This window comes from Variovorax sp. P4_B10, assembly GCF_056402375.1.
In genome coordinates this window covers 15,778-33,618 of the sequence record NZ_JBFUHN010000074.1, presented here as the reverse complement: position 1 = coordinate 33,618, position 17,841 = coordinate 15,778, and the positions used below count along the sequence as shown (strand labels likewise).

Here is a 17,841-nt window from a genome sequence, read left to right as displayed (position 1 = left end):
GAAGATCCAGTTCCTCGACAAAGGCGTCGACCACTCGCACCGGGTTGTCTTCGCCGATATAGTCATCAAGACATTCCGGCAACAGCGCGACCTGCTGTCGCTCTTCGCCTTCGATGAATCGCTTCATGGGCACCTCGCTTGGAACGGGTGCACCGATTTTATTTTTTGACGGGCGGGACTGGAAGTCTTTTCACACAGCCTCGGCCCTTTGCGGACTTCCGGCTCGCTCGTAAGCCGACGTTCACTCGTCAAGTGAGCAGCGCGCGGTGCGCGGCCTGCACGCGACGAGTCAGTGGCCCAAACGCTACCTGTTTGGATACGGAAGCAACACATTCGCGCAAGCGTCGATGGGCGGGATCCATCTCGTCCCTCGGATGCCACGCCTGCACGACCTTTTCTGATGGCACGGCGACAGGCAGCTGGAAAATTTCGAGCTCCAGTGCCTGCATCACGGTGCGCGCCAGAGGCTCTGGCACGCACGCGACCATTGTCGATCGCGCAGCCGCCAGCAGGGCGCCATACGCACTCGGCACGGTCAAGACGGGACGACGGGCGGCGCCGGCGTCCTCAAGCAGGACGTCGATCGATTCTCGTACCCGTCCGCGCTGCGTGATGGCGACATGCAGCTGCGATGCGAATCGCTTCGGCGTCATACGCGATCCAAGCAACAGGTGGCCAGCCTTGACGACTCCAACGATGTGCTGTTCGTAGAGCAAGGATGTCTGAATCTCAGGCCCACGGTCGGCGAGAACGCCTACGTCCAGATCAATGCGCCCATCGCGCAGAGCAGAGGCATCGCTCTCACTCTCGGGGACGAACCGCAGCCTTATGAGCGGCATGCTCTCGCGCATCGCTTCGAGCAACGTCGTGCCGTAGACGATCCCCATGCCTTCCGGCGCACGCACCGTGAATTCTCGGTCGATCTCGCCCAAAGACACAGCGCTGCCGGGCTGCATCAAGTCCTTGGCTTCGGCCACGAGCCGTCGTACAGATTCACGCATCGCATTCGCACGCGGAGTTGGGACCAGTTTGCGGCCGGCGCGAACAAGGATTGGATCGTCGAGAGCGACGCGAATTCTCGCCAAGGTGTGGCTCATTGCCGGCGCGCTCAAGTGCATCCGCTTGGYCGCATCGTTCACGCTCCCTGTGTTTAGCAATGCGTCCAGGGCTGCAAGAAGATTCAGGTCCATACATTCATCTCCTGCAGATTTGAGTTTCAATGAATGCACTGTACAGATTTATACGTTGCGTTGAAACTCGCGCCGTCTGTGATCGAAGTTGGACCGCGACATTCCTTGACCAACGCTAAAAAGCCCGGGATTGGAACATTGCCGTTCGGGCGTGAACGTCTCTTGCCAGACGATCCCGATGTTTGGCTGACCTTGCCCACCTGAACCCCGGTTCAGGATAGCGGTCCGATCTCTTTCGCAGACACCTTTTCCTTTGCGCACAGGCGCGGTTTGCCGCGACCTGTTTGCGCCCACAACCTTGGAGAACCTGCTTGGACCCATCGACAGCCAGCCGCACCGCACTTGCCACCTCGCTCATGCGCGCAGTTCATTCGCGCAACGACCCTGCGCCACTTCTGAGCGACACATGGGGGGATCGTCTTGTTCCGGAATCGGCGCAAGCCGCCTTGCGTCAGCGCGCAATGGAGCGCTTAGGGGCTGCCAGGCCCGGTTTGATACTAGATGGCGTTCAAGGTCTTGAGCTCGGTCTTCGATCCAATGCCGCCTATGCGGACGTGATCCTTCGGTCCCGATACACGGAAGACGCACTCAAGGAAGCCGTAGCGCGGGGTATCGGTCAATACGTAATCATCGGCGCCGGGTTCGACAGCTTCATCTGCCGGCGCCCTGAGTGGGCAGAGGCCGTGACGATCATAGAGGTGGATCATCCTTCAACGCAGCGGTTGAAGCGCGAACGCCTGGCTGCCTGCGGCGTTGCCGTCTCCAGATCCGTGGAGTTCGTCGAAGCCGACTTATCGATGGAGTCGCTGGAAACGGCCCTCGCGCGCTCTTCGTTTCAGGCTGACCGCCTCACCTTCTTCTCCTGGTTGGGCGTCACGATGTACCTGACCCGGGAGGCGAACCTTAACGCCCTTCGGTCAATTGCCACATGCGCGCCTGCGGGAAGCGAACTGGTCTTCACATACGTTGACGAGGCTATTCTCGGCCCTAACCAGGTGGCCGACGAATCGTTTCGCAGGCTCATGACTGACGTCTCAGCTGCGGGAGAGGCGTTCCTATCGGGGTTTGACGCCCGAACCATGGGCGAACTGCTGCTTGAGACAGGGCTACTTCTACTCGACGATCTGGACGGGAATCAAGCCGCTTCTCGCTACGACCCTGCGGGCCAGAACGCCTTCCGAACAGCTGCGGCGGCACACATCGTCCATGTACGCGGGATGGGCCCTGATCCGGCCGGATAAATAGCGCGACTCGGCTCGCGATCAGGCGCACAGTTGGAGCGTCCGGTTGTGGCCGAACTGGATCCTAGGCGGGGTCGTCGGAAATCTTGTCCTCAGCTCGAGTCCAGCCGGCCTTCGGCGAACCCCGAACTGCAGTCCATCCTGGGGGCAAGTCAGCCAACTCGAGCACTGTTTGATCTCGTTCCACCATGCTTCGCAGCGTGACCAGAAGCGCCTCCGACATATCGAGCGGCTCCCCTGTGAGAAACGACCAACCTGCGTCTTCAGCATCGCGAGACACCATGAGCAAAGGCTTCGTCGCCTGAACGATGGACTTCACGGTGAAGCACATGACATTGGGAGGATCCTCGAAGGGCCACGGGCTCGAAGTGCTCATCCAGTTGGTTCCTGTGAATGTCCGGTGTGTAGCGGATTTCGGAAGTCTAGACGCGACTTACGACAGTCCGCCGAACGGACTTTTAGTTTATTTACACCGACTCCCGCAACGACGCCCGCGCACAAACCAAAAACGGCTCAATCAACGGACTGTCCCAATCACTGCGCCAGCAAGCCGCAATCTCCATCCCCGCATCGACATTGCGCAAAGCCCTGAACACCACCCCAGGCGGCCGCCCGATCTGCGCGCAGGCAGGCAATATCGCCACGCCCTTCCCCGCCAGCACCAGCGCCAATGCCGACACCATCGTCTCGACCCGCTGCGCAATCGGCATGCTCACATCGTGCCGTCGCAGCAGCGACGCGACGACCGATTTGTCGACGTCGCCCTCGGGCACGGGCAGCCCGATGAGCGGCAGGCCCGAAAGGCGCGCCAGCGGAATGCTGGCCAGTCGCGCCAGCGGTGAATCGGCGCGCACCGCAAGCATCAGCGGCTGGCTGCCGATGCGCTCTGCCGCAATGCCCGCCTGCGCAATGGGAGGAATGCAGATCGCCACCGACACATCCGAATTGGTGAGGGCCGAGACGTTGTTGACGGCGTTCAGCTCCACGTACTGGATCTCCACCTCCGGCAACCTGCGCCGCAACTCGTTTTCCAGCCGCGGCAGCACCAGGTAAGACAGCACCACCATGGTGCCGATGGTGAGCCGGCCCCGGCTGCCCGAGCCGACGGCGCGCGCCGCGTCGAAACCTTCGTTGGCCAGCAGCAATGCCTCTTTCGCGCGCCGGAACAGTGCACTGCCCGCATCGGTGATTTCCATGCCGAGCGCCGTCCGGCGAAACAGCGGCGTGCCCACCGCCGCCTCGAGGTTCTTGATGTGAACCGACAGCGGCGGCTGCGCCATGTTGAGCCGGCGCGCCGCCTTGCCGACGCTGCGCTCCTCGGCGACGGCCACGAAATAGCGAAGGATTCGGAGGTCTGGCGTAGCCATACGCTGTGCATATGCCCTTTCAAGAAAACAGTATTGGACGCCATGTGGCGGCGCATCAATCATTTGCGCATGAAAAAATTTCCCGTCCTTCCCAGGTCCGAGATCTGCGAGATGCCAGCAACAACCATGCGCAAGCTGGTCGCGCAGCGCGAGCTCTCGCCGGTGGAGATCGTCGAAGAGGTGCTGCGCCGCGCCGATGCGCTGCAGCCGCAGCTGAACTGCTTCATCACGCTGTGCCACGAGCAGGCGCTGCAGCAGGCCAAAGAAGCCGAACAGGCGCTCATGCGCGGCGAGGCCCCGGGCCTGCTGCATGGCCTGCCCTTCACGGTGAAGGACATCGTCGACACCGCAAACGTGCGGACCACCTACGGCTCCCTGCTGCACCGCGACCACGTGCCCACGAAAGACGCGGTGGCGGTAGCGCGAATGCGCGAGGCCGGCGCCATCCTCATCGGAAAGACCACCTCGTCGGAGTTCGGCGCCAAGTGCCTGACCGATGCGCCGCTGTTCGGAAGCACCCGCAACGCGTGGAGTGCCTCGCGCACGAGCGGCGGCTCCAGTGGCGGCGCGGCATCGTCGATGGCAGCGGGCATCGCGCCGCTCGCCATTGCGACCGACGGCGGCGGCTCGACGCGCATTCCCGCCGCGTGCAACGGCGTGGTCGGCCTGAAGCAGAGCCTGGGCGTGGTGCCCCACAGCCAGGTGCAGGACGCGTTCGGCAACTACACCTACGTGACGCCCACCACGCGTAACGTGGCCGACACGGCACTCATGCTGCAGGCCATGACCGGCGCGCACGGGTCGGACCCCTGGTCGCTGGGCGTGCCGGCCCAGCGCTATTTCGACGAGCTGCAGGCCGGCGGCGACCTTCGCGGCAAGCGCATTCTTTTCTGCGCCGCGCCCGCTGGGCGGCCGATCGCCGCGGACGTTGCATCCGCCTTCGAGGCCGCTCTGGCAACCCTGGCGTCGATAGGTGCGGTGCTGGAGCCGATGTCGGGCGAAGGCTTCGACGTCGAGCCCGTGTGGCGCGTGATCAACCACACCAGCTGGCGTGGCCGTTTTGCGCCCATGGCTGCGGCGCATGGCGACCAGATGAGCCCGTCGCTGCTGAAGCAATTGGCGCTGGCCGAGCATGTAGACGGCGTTGCATTCCAGCAGGCGATGTTCGCGCGGACTGCGTTGTTTCGCGATGTGCAGGCGCGGCTGGAAACGCACGACTTCATCTTCACGCCCACGCTTTCGCGCACGGCCCTGCCCATCGACCAGGACCTGTTCGGCAGCATCGAGATCGACGGCAAGGCCTATGCCGAGGTGCGCGCGAACTGGTTCCCCTGGACCATGCCGTTCAACCTCACCGGCCACCCCGCCATCAGCCTGCCCTGCGGCGCGGACCGCGACGGCCTGCCCATCGGCATGCAGCTGGTCGGCCGCTTCCGCGAAGACGCGCAGTTGCTGCAGGCCGCCGCTTCATTCGAAGCCACGCACCGGCCGGCGAATCCGCTGCCCGTCGTGGCCTTCTGAGTTCGTCGCCTCTTTCTCTCCTTCCGATTTTTTAAACCAACAGGTAGCCACCATGACCTCGTTCCTGAAGACACTCGTGCTCGGCGCGTCGATCGCCCTGGCCGGCGCCGGCGCGCACGCCGACAACGCGCCCATTCGCCTCATCATCGGTGTTCCGCCGGGTGGCGCGCTCGACAACCTGGCGCGCTCCATCGCGGAGGAATTACGCGGCTCGCTCAAGGCGCCCGTTCTGGTGGAGAGCCGCCCCGGTGCGTCCACGCGCATTTCCATCGAGGCGGTGAAGACCGCGCGGCCCGACGGCCACACGATCCTCATCGGCGCCACACCGCCCTTCGTGCTGTTTCCGATGACCTACGCGCGGCTGAATTACGACGTCGAAAAGGACTTCATTCCCGTCGCGCATCTGGCCAACGTGCCCAGTGTCGTTTCCACTGGCGCGAACCAGCCGTACAAGACGATTCCCGAATACGTCGCGTGGGTCAAGAAGAACCCCGCTCAGGGAAGTGTCGGCATCACCAACCTCGGCGGCGGCCTGCACTTCAGCCTGTGGCAGCTGTCGAAGGCCATCGGCGTGCCGCTCGCGGCCGTCACCTACCGGGGCGGCGCGCCGCTGGCGACGGACATCATCGGCGACCATGTGCCGCTCGGCGCCGACGCACTGGCCAGCCAGCTGGAGCTGCACCGCTCCGGCAAGCTGCGCATCCTGGGCGTCGCGGGGACGAAGCGGCTGAGCTGGCTGCCCGATGTTCCGACCCTCAAGGAGGCCGGCTACAACGCCTTCGACCGCGCCAACGCGTCCTATGCCGCCTTCGTGCCGGCAGGCACGCCGAAGGACGTTGTCGCAAAGCTGGAGACAGCCTTCCTGGCCGCGATGCGCAGCCCGCAGGTGCGCGGCCAGCTCGACCGCATGGGGCTCGATGCAACCGGGCTGCCCGGCGCCGAAGTGACGCGCCTCATGAACGAAGACCGCGAGTACTGGCGCCCCATCGTCAAGGCTTCGGGCTTCAAGAGCGAAGAGTGAAGCAGGCGGTGACGCAGGCGCAGGACGACGAAGAAGAAAGGGCCGGATGGGCGGTACTCGTTGCTGCAAGCCTGGGTGCGTTGCTGTGCTTCCTGAACCTCAGTGCGCTGAACGTAGCGCTGCCCGCGGTTGCGCGCAGCCTGCACGCTTCGCCCTCGCAGGCGAGCTGGATCCTGCTGTCCTACATGCTGGTCAGCACTGTCTGCATCCTCAGCTTCGGAAGGCTGGCCGACCTGTGGGGGCGGCGGCGGCTCTTCCTCGCAGGGCTGGGCCTTTTCGTGATCGCGTGTGCGGCCTGTGCGGCCGCGACGAGCGTCGGCGCCATGCTGGTCTTTCGCGTCTGCCAGGCCGTGGGTGCGGCCGGCGTCATGGCCAACGCCAGCGCATTGGTAGGCGATGCGTTCGGCCGCCAGAGGGTGGGCCTCGCGCTCGGCGTGCTCGCCATGGTGGCCGCCCTGGCGCAGGTCGCGGGGCCGCTGGCCGGCGGCTTCGTCGTGTCGTGGTGGGGCTGGCGCGTTCTCTTCGTGCTGAACGTGCCCGTCGGGCTGTGCGTGCTGGCCTGGTCGTGGCGGGTTTTGCCGAAGAGCGCAGCGGCCAACAAGGCCGAGCGCTTCGACCTGGCCGGCGCCCTGCTGTCGCTCGCCGGGATCGGAGGCGTGATCTATGCGCTCTCGATGGCGGGAACGCGCGGCTGGGGGAGCACGCCCGTGTGGGCCTTCATGCTTGCCGGTCTTTGCGCCCTTCTCGTGTTCGCCAGGGTGCAGCAGCGCGTGGCGAGCCCCCTGGTCGACCCGGCGCTGTTCAGGGATCCGGGGCGCCGCACCGCCTACGCAGGCATCCTGCTCCTGTCGATGTCGCAGGCCGCGCCCCTGCTGCTCGTGGCCTTGTATCTCCAGGCGTGCGCGGGCCTGGCGCCATCGGAGGCGGGCATGCGCATCGCGCCGGTCGCGCTGGGAATGTTGATGGCCGCTCCGGCGGCCGGCAGCCTGATGCGGCGCTGCTCGCCCGAAGCCATCTGCGTGGCAGGCCTGCTGCTGGCCGCAGGCGCGCTGGCGCTGTTGGCGGCCACGCTGCAACCGGCCATCGGCGCCGGGCAACTGGCCGCCTGCCTGTGGATGCTGGGCCTGGGCATCGGGAGCTTCGTGACACCGAACAACGCGTCGATTCTCCAGAGCGTGGTGCCCCAGCGCCGGGGCATTGCGAACGGCGTCCGCTCGACGCTGCAGAACACCGGGATCATGGTGGGAACGGCCCTCGCGCTGAGCGTGGCGATGGCTGGGCTGCCCTACAGCTCGCAGCTCATGATTCTGGGGAATGGCGGCTCGGGCCTCTCGGGCCTCGATGTCGCCGCATTCACTCAGGGGGCAAGAACTGCTTTCGCAATGCTCGCCTGCCTTTGCCTTGCGGGTGCGGCCCTGATTGCGAAGAACCGACGGGCGGCGGCTTTCATGGAAGCTTCGCGATCACCTTGATCTCGAACTGGAAGCCATAGAGCCACGTCACGCCGATGCCGGTCAGCGTCGGGTGCGGTGCGCTGCCCCAATACGCCGGCATCACCTTCCAGATCGTCTCGAAGTTCGATTCGGGATCGACGATGAAGACAGTGACATCGACCACGTCGTCGAACGTGCAACCTGCAGCCCCCAGGATCGCGTTCAGGTTTTCGAACGCGAGCCGTGCCTGCGCCTCCAGGTCGGGCTCGGGAGAGCCGTCCTCGCGGCTGCCGACCTGCCCCGAGACGAACAGGAAGCCATTGGAACGGATCGCCGGCGAATAGCGATTCTTTTCGTAGAGCGCCTGGCGCCCGGGCGGGAAAACGACGTCGCGTTTGGCCATGGATTGCTTCTTCCTTCTTTGATGACGATGAAGGGACTTTAGGGATCCGTGCCCGCCGGATAAACGGGCAAAGCCAACAATCACTGTTTGCAGAACCCAAACAATCTTCGAACCAGCAGGAACAGCAGGCATGGACCGTTTCGATGCGATGCAGGCATTCGCCCGCGTGGTGGAAGCAGGCAGCTTCACCAAGGCGGCCGAGACGCTGCACATGAGCAAGACCAGCGTGACGCAACTGGTGCAGCAGCTGGAGGCGAGGCTGCGCGTGAAGCTGCTCAACCGCACCACGCGCAAGGTCAACGTCACGGCCGACGGGGCGGCCTACTACGAGCGCGTGGTGCGCCTGCTGGCCGACATGGACGATGCCGAGACCAGCCTGTCCAGCGCCTCGGCCTTGCCCCGGGGCCGGCTGCGGGTGGACGTGCCCAGCCCGTTGGCGCGCATGATCCTGGTGCCGGCATTGCCGGCGTTCCACGCCCGCTACCCCGACATCCAGCTCGACATGGGCGTGAGCGATCGCAGGGTGGACGTGATCGGCGAGAACGTGGACTGCGTCGTGCGCGGCGGCGAGCTCGCCGACCAGTCGCTCATGGCACGCCGCGTGGGCGATCTGCAGCTCGGGGTCTATGCGGCGCCGAGCTACCTGGAACGCGCCGGCACGCCCTCGCACCCGCAGGAGCTGGAAGACACGCACCACCGTATCGTGGGCTTCCTGTGGTCGCGCAACGGCAAGACCTTTCCGTACGCCATGCGCCTCGGCGACGAGCGCATCGAAGTGCAAGGCCGCTACGTGCTGTCGGTCGACGACGGCAACGCTTACCTCGCGGCCGGGCTGGCAGGCATGGGAGTGCTTTGGCTGCCGGACTACATGGCCAAGGCGCACCTTCCGCGCGGTGAACTGGTGCCCCTGTTCGAAGGCTGGCAGCTCGATCCGATGCCGCTGTACGTGGCGTTTCCGCCGAACCGGCATGTCAGCGCCAAGCTGCGCGCGTTCATCGATTGGGTCGTCGAACTGATGGCGCAGCATGCGCCTGCCGACGTTGTACGAGGTTCGTGACTTGCGGGAGCAGCCTGGAGACAATGGACCCACCCGAAACCGAGCCTGAGGGGATCAAGATGTCAGCCGACGACTGGTGGAAGTGCGGAATCGTCTATCAGGTCTACCCGCGTTCGTTCCAGGACAGCAACGGCGATGGCATCGGAGACCTCGACGGAATCCGCGCCCGGCTGGATCATCTGGTTTCGCTCGGCGTCGATGCCGTCTGGATCTCGCCGATCTATCCCTCGCCGATGGCCGACTTCGGGTACGACATCTCCGATTTTTGCGACATCGATCCGCGCTTCGGCACGCTGGACGGCTTCGATGCGCTGGTGCGGGAGGCCCACGCGAGAGAGCTCAAGCTCATCCTGGACTTCGTGCCCAACCACACATCGGACCGTCATCCGTGGTTCGTGCAGAGTCGCAGCGCACGCAGCGATCCTCGACGCGACTGGTACATCTGGCGCGACCCGGCGCCGGGCGGCGGGCCGCCCAACAACTGGCTCGGCAATTTCGGCGGCCCGGCCTGGGCCTTCGATCCGGCCACCGGCCAGTACTACGGCCATTCGTTCCTGAAGGAGCAGCCCGACCTCAATTGGCGCAACCCCGAAGTGCGAGCCGCGATGTACGAGGTGCTGCGCTTCTGGCTTCGGCGCGGCGTCGACGGATTCCGCGTCGACGTGCTCTCCCAGATCATCAAGGACGCGCAGTTCCGCGACAACCCGCCGAATCCGGACTTCGTCGAAGGCCAGGACCCATTTTTTCGCTGGTTGATGCTCTACAACACCGACCTGCCGGAGGTGCAACCGATCGTGGCCGAGATGCGCCGCGTGGTCGACGCGTTCAGCGACACACGCTCGTCGCGCGTGCTGATCGGCGAGCTCTACCTGCCGCTCACGCGCCTGGTCGCCTACTACGGACTCAACGCCGAAGGTGTGCTCGAAGGCGTGCAACTGCCCTTCAACTTTCAGCTGATCGCAACCGAGTGGCAGGCGGCGCGCATCGACCGCTTCGTGCGCGACTACGAAGCCGCCTTGCCCGCCGGCGCCCAGCCGAATTGGGTGCTGGGCAACCACGACCGATCCCGCATTGCGAGCCGCGTCGGGCCACGGATGGCGCGGCTCGCGGCCATGCTGCTGCTCACGCTGCGCGGCACGCCGACGCTCTACTACGGCGACGAGATCGGCATGACGGACATCCCCATTCCCGCCGATGAAGTGCAGGACCCGTTCGAGAAGAACAAGCCTGGCATGGGCCTGGGGCGCGACCCGGAGCGAACACCCATGCAGTGGAGCGCCGCAGAGCATGCGGGCTTCACGACCGGTACGCCGTGGCTGCGCCTGGCAGCCGACTGGCCCACGAACAATGTGGAAGCGCAATCACACGACACAGGGTCGATGCTGGCGCTCTACCGGCGCCTCATCGCGTTGCGCCGCGCGCAGCCTGCGCTGAACCGGGGCAACTATGAAGCGCTTGAAACCGAGGGCGAGGTGCTCGCCTATGCGCGCAACGGCGAAGGACAGCGGCTGGTGGTGATATTGAACTTCGGCGCCACCTCGGCGCCGGTGTCGCCGGCGCTGATGCCGCATCAGCCGATCGTGCTGGCATCGACCGATCCTGCGCGCACCGAATCGATCGAAGAGCCCCTGGTGCTGGCGCCTTGCGAAGGCGTCGTTGTCGGCGCTGTGAACGACAAAGGTCCGACGACACGGTGAGCCATCAAGGCTTGCCGGTCTGGATCTCGACGTAGCTGCGCGCATGCCAGCGCATTCGGACGGGCCATTTCGCGTCGGCAATGGTTTCCGAGTTCACGTCCTTGCCGCTGCCGTAGTTGATCTGCCGGTCGGGGCGCCTGTTGAGGCCGATCAGCAGCACGATGCGGCTGCCCGCCGCAAGCCTGCAAGCCGTCACGCGTTCGGTGGTGAACGCAAGCAGCTGACGCTCGCCGGCCCGAAGAAGCCGGCGACGCACGCGATGGCCTGCGTAGCTGGCGCGAAAGTCGTAGGGATCGAACAGCAGTTGGTATTCGCCGCCTTCCGTCTGCTCGTACAGCGAGATGTTGAAGTCCACGTCCTGTCGCGAGGGCGTGATGTCGAACACACCGCGCAAGCTGCCGACGATCTCGGTGGCCTCCGACAGCGGATCGCTGACAAAGCTGATGCTGTTGCGCGCCGGCAGTTGCTTCACGCGCAGCGCGTCCGGCCACGGAATGCGCACGTCGCGTCGATCGGCGAAATCGACCGAGAGCCGCACGTTGCCACCGCCTTCGGACGGCGACGGCAACAGGCGGTGCGGGTCGTCGCGCCCGCGGGTGTCGAGGTAGAAGCGCAGCCGGGTGCGCTGCGGCGCGTCCAGCGTCGGCGCATGGCGCCACTGGTCCGCGCCCATCACCTGGTAGTTGACGCGATCCATCAGCAGAGAAGGCTTGTTCGCGCCCTTCAGGATGTGGTCGAGCCATTGGTAGCGCAGCTCGGGCAGGTCGACGCGAGCAACGGGGTCCAGTGAATAGCCGCGCAGCGTTGCCGCCGTGCCGAGCCGGATCGAGACCGCGTCGTAGGGGCCGAGCAGCAGCGTCGTGTCGGCCTGCGGCCGGTTGCGAAGATGCTCGTGGTGGAAGTAGAGCGCGCCGGCGTCGGCGCCGTAGTAGCCGGCGAAGCTCAGTACCGGGATGTCGATGCGCGCAAACTGGTCTGCCGACGGCAAGAACTTCTGCCAGTAGCGATCGTGACTCGGGTGCGCCAGCCAGCTTCGGATCAACCTGCTGCGCTTGCCCAGCAGGGCGCGGTCCATGTCCCAGTAGGGGCGATTGCCACGGTGCCAGCGCGCGTCGAGTGCCTGCCATATCGCGTCGGGGCCAGCGTCGGCGTCGACGCCGGCCCGCAGGGGCTCGGCAGTCGCGTGCTCCTGCGCCCAGCGGACCATGGCGTTGCGGAAGATTTGTCCGGCCATCGGGAAGTCGATGCCCGGCGCCATCGGCGCGATCGTGGCGATGGCCTTGAGTGCCGCCGGTCTCCTGCGGGCGGCGGCCCAGGCGGCGTAGCCGGAGTAGCCGTCGCCGAGCATGGCGACGCGGCCGTCGCTCCATGCCTGCCGGGCGATCCAGTCGATGACGGCGGTGGCGTCTTCGCCGTCGCGAACGAACGGCCACACGGCGCCCTTGCCGTCGGGCGTGCGTCCGCGCACGTACGCCGTGACGCCGACATAGCCTTTGGCTGCGCTGCGCTGGGCGTCGTCTTCGGCGGGATCGAGCGTGAAGCGCAGCAGCGTCGGCAGGGCTGCGTTCGCGCGGCCGGGCCGAACCAGGCTGGCATGGATGACACCCCCGCGCACGGGAATCCTGACGTCAGCCTCCGCCACGTAGCGGCTGCGGTTTTCCGCCGCGAACAATTCGGGCAGCAGCGCACCGAAGCTGCGACGCGACTGGTACGAAAGCCAGGTTCGCACGAGCGCCAGCGCATCGGCCTGCGGGAGGCTGCCCTTCGCGCGCCAGAGATCGAAAGCTCGACGCAGCGGCTCTCTGTACACCGCCGGCGGGATTTCGAGCCGCGCCATGATGGCCTGGGCTTGCGCGTTGTCGAGCGGCGACACCAGTTCCTGGAACGAGCGCGCGTAGGCTTCGGCGAAGCCGAGGCGCCCGTCCGCTTCGAGTGCGCGCGCACGCGCATAGATGCCGTCGAGAATCGCACGCTGGACCAGGTCGTCGAACGGCTTGCCCTGGCGGCGGCTGCGCAGGGACCCGCTGCTGTCGGAGGCTGCGCGGTAGGCGCCGCTGACGATCTGCAGGGCGGTCAGGTTGGCCAGGAAGACATCGGTGTCCGCCTCCTGGTACACCGGCAAGATGCGCTCGGCCAGATCACGCATCAGGTCCGCCGCGGCGGCATCGTCAGGATCGCGCGGTGGCCGGAATCCGAAATCCGCCGCCCAGGACCAGGTTGGCCACGCAGGCAGCGCGAGAATCAGCCGCATGAGGGCGCGACGCGCACGACTGACGGTTGACCCGGGATGTCTCATGGTCGCTGCTCCTCGGGCACTGCGTTCGGCGCCTTGACCAGGTGCACCACCTGCGTGAACAGCCGGTCGTGCGCCTCTCCGGCCGAGCCTATGTGGATGATCCCCGTCTGCGTGAGCTTGCCCAGCACGTCGATGATGAGTTCGAGCGTGTCGTCGTCGAATGCGCCGAAGGCTTCGTCCATCACCAGCCAGGGCGGTGCCTGCAGCACCACGCGGGCGAAGCCCAGCCGCAACTGCTCGTCCATGCTGAGCTCGCTCTCCCAGCGACCCGTCTTGCTCAGCAATGGTTCCAAGCGCTGGAGGCCCACACTCGCCAGTGCGGCCACCATGGCTTCTCTCGGGTAGCTCGACGGTTCCATCGCATACGACAGCACTTCAGCCAGCGTGCCGCGGGGAATGTAGGGCGTGCCGCGCGGCATGTAGTGGATCGTCTCGCCGACGGGCCGGCGCACGGTGCCGGAGCCCCAGGGCCAGAGGCCCGCGAGCGCCCGGAACAGCAAGGTCTTCTCGGTGCCGGGTGTGCCGAGGATCAAGACGCGCTGACCGCGGTGCACGACGAGACCCGGGGCGTCCAGCCGATCGTGGCCGCTCCAGGAGCGAACCTCGAGCGCTTCGATCGCGAGCGCCCCGGCTTCGCTCTCTTCATAGGCGATGCGACTGCCGCCCGCTTGTGCCTCCAGATCGGACGCCAGCATCCGACGCAGGTCGGTGACACGCAGCAGCGTGGCGCGCCAGTCGGCAATGATGCTGAAGTTGTCGACGAACCAGCGCAGCGACGACTGCGCCTGCGTGAAGGCCGCGGCGGCCATCATCAAGCCACCGAACGAAACCTTCCCCGAGAAGTAGAGGGGTGCGGCCACCAGCGTCGGCGCGATGATGGTGACCCAGCCGAAGCCCGCGGTGACCCAGGTGAGGTTGGTCAGCCCGAGCACCACGCGCGATGTGGCGCGCAAGACGTCGCCGAAATGCATGGCGACGCGACGCTTCTCGTCGGCCTCGCCACCGGCCAGGGAGATGCCGTCGAGATGCTCGTTGATGCGCGTCAGCGAGAAGCGCAGTTCGCCTTCACGCGCGTAGCGCTCGGCGTTGCGCGAGATCAGGCCGTTGCCGACCCAGTAGGTGACCACCGAGCCGGCGATCGCATAGGCAATCGCCGCCCACAACATGAAGCCCGGCAACACATGGTCCTGGCCGTCGAAGAAGAGGCTGAAGTCCTTGGAGAGGACCCACAGCACGCTCGCAAAGCTGCCGAACAGCATCGCTGCCTGCAGCAGCCCCACGCCGAGGGTGACCGACAGATCGCACAGCTTCAGCGTGTCGTCGTGCATGCGCTGATCCGGATGGGCCCCCATCGGGCCGCTGGCCTGCAGCCAGAACGCCCGGCGCGGCTGCAGCCACAGCCCCACGACGTCATTGACCACGGCCTCGCGCAGCTTCAGCTGCAAGGTTTCGCCCAGCCACCTCTGCGCGACGTTCAAGACCAGCAGCACGCCCGCAATGACCGCGAAGACGCCGACCTGCGCGATGAATTCGCTAAGGTCGCGACGCGAGATCGCATCGTAGAACGGCTTGTTCCAGCTATTGAGCTCGATCTGCCCATACGCCGTGAGCGCGACGACCACGACGATCGCGCCCATCAGCGCGACAAGCGTTTTCGCGACCGGGGACACTCGCAAGGCACCGAGCAACTCGCTGGCCTGACGGAAGACACCGGTCCTTGCAGCCGGCTCGACACGGTTCTCTGGCCTCGTGCTCATCGCCACCGCGGCGCCTGGCAAGCGGCGGCCGCGATGCGGCGCGCCGAGACGCACGAAATGAACGCGGCGTGGCTCCAGGCCAGTTGCTTCGCCGAGGTCTGCGCGCCGCTGCACTGGTCGAACTGTTCCGACAGATCACCACCGGCCGGCGTGTACGCGCGTACGGTGGCGAGGTAGGCGTCACCGCGCCCCATCCACTGATTCCAATGGCGTGCATCGCCACCCATCGCCGCGGCGCGGAAACAGAACTCGGCGGCGCCGAGCGTCGAGAAGTAGTACGCGCCGCCCGAGTAGTACACGTCGCCGGCGTACCGCCCCATCGCGGCGCCACGGCCTGCGGCACGGCCGCGGTTGATGGGATAGGCCGCATCGAACAGCGCGTCGAGTCGCGCCAGCGTGGCCTGCATGCGCGGATCGGCCGGTCCATGCGCAGCCGGCATGCGTGGATCGGCCGCGCGGCGCGTGGCCTCGGTGCCGAGGCTGTGAATCGCCGACAGGATCACCGCGATGTCCAGCGCCTTCGGACTGGGCCGGCCGTCCGCCAGCACGCGCGAGCGGTAGTAGCCGCGCGTCGCGTCGCGATCGTCTGACCGTTCGTCTCGCTCGTTTCGTTCGTCTACCCAGTAGTCGTCGAGCAGGCGGAGCACGGCCTGCGACTCATGCCGGCAGCGCTGCGCCTGCGCCGTGTCGCCCAAGCCCTCCAGCCATGCCGCGCCTTCGGCCAGCGCGGCCCCTGCAACACGCAGTGTGTAGTAGTGGTGACCGAGCTCTTCCTCCCAGATGTCGTACGACGGCTCGCGCCAGTGACGCAGCGTGAAGTCGATGTCGAAGCGAATCAGCGGCGTGACTTCCGCCAGCAGGGCCGCGTCGAGGTGCCCGCCGGCCGCCCAGCGCAGCAGCGCCAGCGCGCGCAATGGCGGCCCGTCGTGCTGGGGGCGCGCCCAGCGGAGGACATCGAGCGTGCCGTCGGGGTTCACCCGCGTCTCGCCGACGACCGCATCGCCGTGGACGCTCGCGAGGTCATGGTCTTCGCGCAGGTACTGCAGGAGTTCGGGGGCCACGCGCGCTCTGCGGCCCTGCTCCGCGGCAACTGCGCGGCCGTCGAGCCCGTTCACGGCAAGGCTGAAGCGGGTGAAATCGCGCAGATGCTGCAGGGCTTCGTCGCCGATGCGTCGGTCGACGTAGAGCAGGCGCAGTGCATCGATGACGACAGCAGAGTCCCGGAACCAATGAAAGAAGTAGTCCGGGTCCGGGTCGTAATTACCAAGCACCGGCGAGGCGACGACGGCGCCGACTATCGGCTGTATGGACTGATCGAAGCCCGGGCGATGCTTGACGATCGACACCGGCGAGATGCTTGACAGCATCGCGCTCGCCGAATGGCACAGCTGTGTTTCGAGCCAGGACTCGAAAGCCGGGTCTTGCTGGCTCGCCACGCTGAAGGTCACGGTGCAGGAGACCCGAGATACGGGCTGCTGAAGTCCAGGGCGCGCAGCCCGGCCTGCACTTCGGGCACGCTCATGAACAGTTTCCACAGAAGGCCCGTCCGGTGGTTCTCCATCATCACGACGATCGGGCCCTGGTCGATGGCGAGAAATGTCTCTGCGAACCAATTGCGCCGCTCGCAGAACGCATCGACGAAGCCATAGTCTCTCCACAGTCGCTCGCCATGCACGGCGAGGAAATGCCGCAGAACCCGCATCACCTCGGTGGGCGCATACGGCAGGCTGGCCAGCGCGGCCGTCGGCGAAATGGTGCCGTTGTCGATGTCCGGGGCGTGCGCGAGGTAGCCGTCGGGGTCGTCGCTGGCGGTCAGGCCCCAGCACGATTCGCCGTAGCCCGGGTGGCCCTGAGGATTGGCGACGCAGTGCGCACGGTTGACCTGCACGTGGCGGCAGTTGAGATCCCAATAGTCGGCGTAGCGATCCTTCAGGCCGCGCGGATCGAGGCCGCAGAACGAGTAATGCGTGAAGAACAGCGGGCCGCCGTACGGCATGCCCAGCGGCATCTCGATGCCGTAGTACGACCGGCCGTTGACGAAACCGTCCCCCGCCGCGAAGCCGCGGTGGTAGACCCGCGGATCGATCGCATGGCGCGGCGCGGCCGCGGCCAGCAGGTAGGTGATGAGGCACTCGTTCCAGCCGCGCACTTCATGGTTCATCGCCCAGCCGTGGTTCGGGCTCCAGTGCCAGTACAGGACGTCCCGTCCGCCCTGGGTGAACCAGTTCCATTCGACGTCGTGCCACAGCGTGTCGATGTCGCTGCGCAACCGGCGCGCCGCGGTCGTGTCCTCACTGAAATACTGGCGCGCACAGAGCAGGCCCATGCAGAGGAACGAGGTCTCGACCAGATCGCCCGCATCGTCCTTGGGGCTCATCGGGATCGTCGCGCCGCTCGCTGCGTCCATGAAGTGCGGGAAGGCGCCGTGGTAGCGCCTGGCGCGAAAGAGGGCGTCCCGCATGCGCCCCAGGCGTTCCAGCGCTGCGTCCCGCGTGACCCAGCCGCGCTCCACCGCGACGATCAAGGCCATGATGCCGAAGCCCGAGCCGCCGATCGCAACGCTGTCATAGCTCCTGTCATCGGGTGAGACGCTGGCGAGCGTGCGGCGGTCGAGCGCCAGGCCGCTGGCGGCATCCGCACCCTCCCAGAAATAGCGGAAGGTCCGGTGCTGCACGGCGTCGATCAAGGCTTCATCGGGCAGGGCCGCCAAGGCCCTCGCGTTCCTGTCATTCTTCAACACGAACAGATCCTTTCGTTGTCGTCGTCCCGGGTGTCACGTCTGGTGTCACGGAATCATCTGCGCCATGCGGCCGACGGCTCACCCGCAGCATGCCATCATTAGGCCCCCTGGGTTCTAT

At 66.2% G+C, this 17,841-nt stretch carries 14 protein-coding genes; 6 read left to right on the top strand and 8 right to left on the bottom strand.

Going from position 1 to position 17,841, the window contains the following annotated elements; translation table 11 throughout:
- Positions 1–248: 248 nt before the first annotated feature.
- Positions 249–1,190 (bottom strand): LysR family transcriptional regulator, encoded by a 942-nt coding sequence (locus tag AC1DXX_RS26615; protein ID WP_478137217.1) that lies wholly within the window; start codon positions 1,188–1,190, stop codon positions 249–251.
- Positions 1,191–1,501: 311 nt separating this feature from the next.
- Here AC1DXX_RS26615 and AC1DXX_RS26610 point away from each other — a divergent pair, with 311 nt between their 5' ends.
- Positions 1,502–2,431: a class I SAM-dependent methyltransferase gene (locus AC1DXX_RS26610; RefSeq protein WP_478137216.1), complete on the top strand. Its 930-nt coding sequence runs from the start codon at positions 1,502–1,504 to the stop codon at positions 2,429–2,431.
- Between the two features lie 64 nt (positions 2,432–2,495).
- Here the strand turns inward: AC1DXX_RS26610 and AC1DXX_RS26605 are convergent, their stop codons facing one another.
- Together AC1DXX_RS26605 and AC1DXX_RS26600 are read right to left on the bottom strand one after the other, a co-directional pair.
- Complete coding sequence (locus tag AC1DXX_RS26605) at positions 2,496–2,807, bottom strand: hypothetical protein (RefSeq protein ID WP_478137215.1); 312 nt, start codon at positions 2,805–2,807, stop codon at positions 2,496–2,498.
- A gap of 91 nt (positions 2,808–2,898) precedes the next feature.
- Positions 2,899–3,798, bottom strand: a complete 900-nt coding sequence (locus tag AC1DXX_RS26600; RefSeq protein WP_478137219.1) for a LysR family transcriptional regulator — start codon at positions 3,796–3,798, stop codon at positions 2,899–2,901.
- Between the two features lie 111 nt (positions 3,799–3,909).
- Here AC1DXX_RS26600 and AC1DXX_RS26595 point away from each other — a divergent pair, with 111 nt between their 5' ends.
- Genes AC1DXX_RS26595 through AC1DXX_RS26585 form a run of 3 tightly spaced genes read left to right on the top strand, consistent with a single transcriptional unit; the run spans position 3,910 to position 7,812 of the window.
- Positions 3,910–5,319, top strand: coding sequence for an amidase (locus AC1DXX_RS26595; RefSeq protein WP_478137214.1), 1,410 nt, complete (start codon positions 3,910–3,912; stop codon positions 5,317–5,319).
- A gap of 52 nt (positions 5,320–5,371) precedes the next feature.
- Entirely contained in the window at positions 5,372–6,340 is a 969-nt protein-coding gene (locus tag AC1DXX_RS26590; protein WP_478137213.1) for a Bug family tripartite tricarboxylate transporter substrate binding protein, read from the top strand.
- Positions 6,337–7,812: an MFS transporter gene (locus AC1DXX_RS26585; RefSeq protein WP_478137212.1), complete on the top strand. Its 1,476-nt coding sequence runs from the start codon at positions 6,337–6,339 to the stop codon at positions 7,810–7,812. The genes AC1DXX_RS26590 and AC1DXX_RS26585 overlap by 4 nt, the downstream gene beginning before the upstream one ends.
- Here the strand turns inward: AC1DXX_RS26585 and AC1DXX_RS26580 are convergent.
- Positions 7,787–8,176: a RidA family protein gene (locus tag AC1DXX_RS26580; protein ID WP_478137211.1), complete on the bottom strand. Its 390-nt coding sequence runs from the start codon at positions 8,174–8,176 to the stop codon at positions 7,787–7,789. The genes AC1DXX_RS26585 and AC1DXX_RS26580 overlap by 26 nt on opposite strands.
- 130 nt (positions 8,177–8,306) lie before the next feature.
- Here AC1DXX_RS26580 and AC1DXX_RS26575 point away from each other — a divergent pair, with 130 nt between their 5' ends.
- Both AC1DXX_RS26575 and AC1DXX_RS26570 read left to right on the top strand, forming a co-directional pair.
- Positions 8,307–9,233: a LysR family transcriptional regulator gene (locus tag AC1DXX_RS26575; protein WP_478137210.1), complete on the top strand. Its 927-nt coding sequence runs from the start codon at positions 8,307–8,309 to the stop codon at positions 9,231–9,233.
- A gap of 59 nt (positions 9,234–9,292) precedes the next feature.
- Positions 9,293–10,930 (top strand): alpha-amylase family glycosyl hydrolase, encoded by a 1,638-nt coding sequence (locus tag AC1DXX_RS26570; RefSeq protein ID WP_478137209.1) that lies wholly within the window; start codon positions 9,293–9,295, stop codon positions 10,928–10,930.
- 4 nt (positions 10,931–10,934) lie between these two features.
- On the opposite strand, the gene AC1DXX_RS26565 is transcribed toward AC1DXX_RS26570, so the two are convergent.
- The 4 genes from AC1DXX_RS26565 to AC1DXX_RS26550 all read right to left on the bottom strand — a co-directional run bounded on the left by AC1DXX_RS26565 (position 10,935) and on the right by AC1DXX_RS26550 (position 17,723).
- The gene (locus AC1DXX_RS26565; RefSeq protein ID WP_478137208.1) at positions 10,935–13,076 is read right to left on the bottom strand and encodes a CocE/NonD family hydrolase; all 2,142 of its coding nucleotides are present in this window, start codon (positions 13,074–13,076) and stop codon (positions 10,935–10,937) included.
- Positions 13,077–13,222: 146 nt separating this feature from the next.
- Entirely contained in the window at positions 13,223–14,983 is a 1,761-nt protein-coding gene (locus AC1DXX_RS26560; RefSeq protein ID WP_478137207.1) for an ABC transporter ATP-binding protein/permease, read from the bottom strand.
- On the bottom strand, positions 14,980–16,431 hold the full coding sequence (locus tag AC1DXX_RS26555) for a glycoside hydrolase family 15 protein (protein WP_478137206.1): 1,452 nt from the start codon (positions 16,429–16,431) through the stop codon (positions 14,980–14,982). Before AC1DXX_RS26555 ends, AC1DXX_RS26560 begins: the two co-directional genes overlap by 4 nt.
- Positions 16,428–17,723 (bottom strand): glucoamylase family protein, encoded by a 1,296-nt coding sequence (locus AC1DXX_RS26550; RefSeq protein ID WP_478137205.1) that lies wholly within the window; start codon positions 17,721–17,723, stop codon positions 16,428–16,430. Before AC1DXX_RS26550 ends, AC1DXX_RS26555 begins: the two co-directional genes overlap by 4 nt.
- Positions 17,724–17,841: the final 118 nt, after the last annotated feature.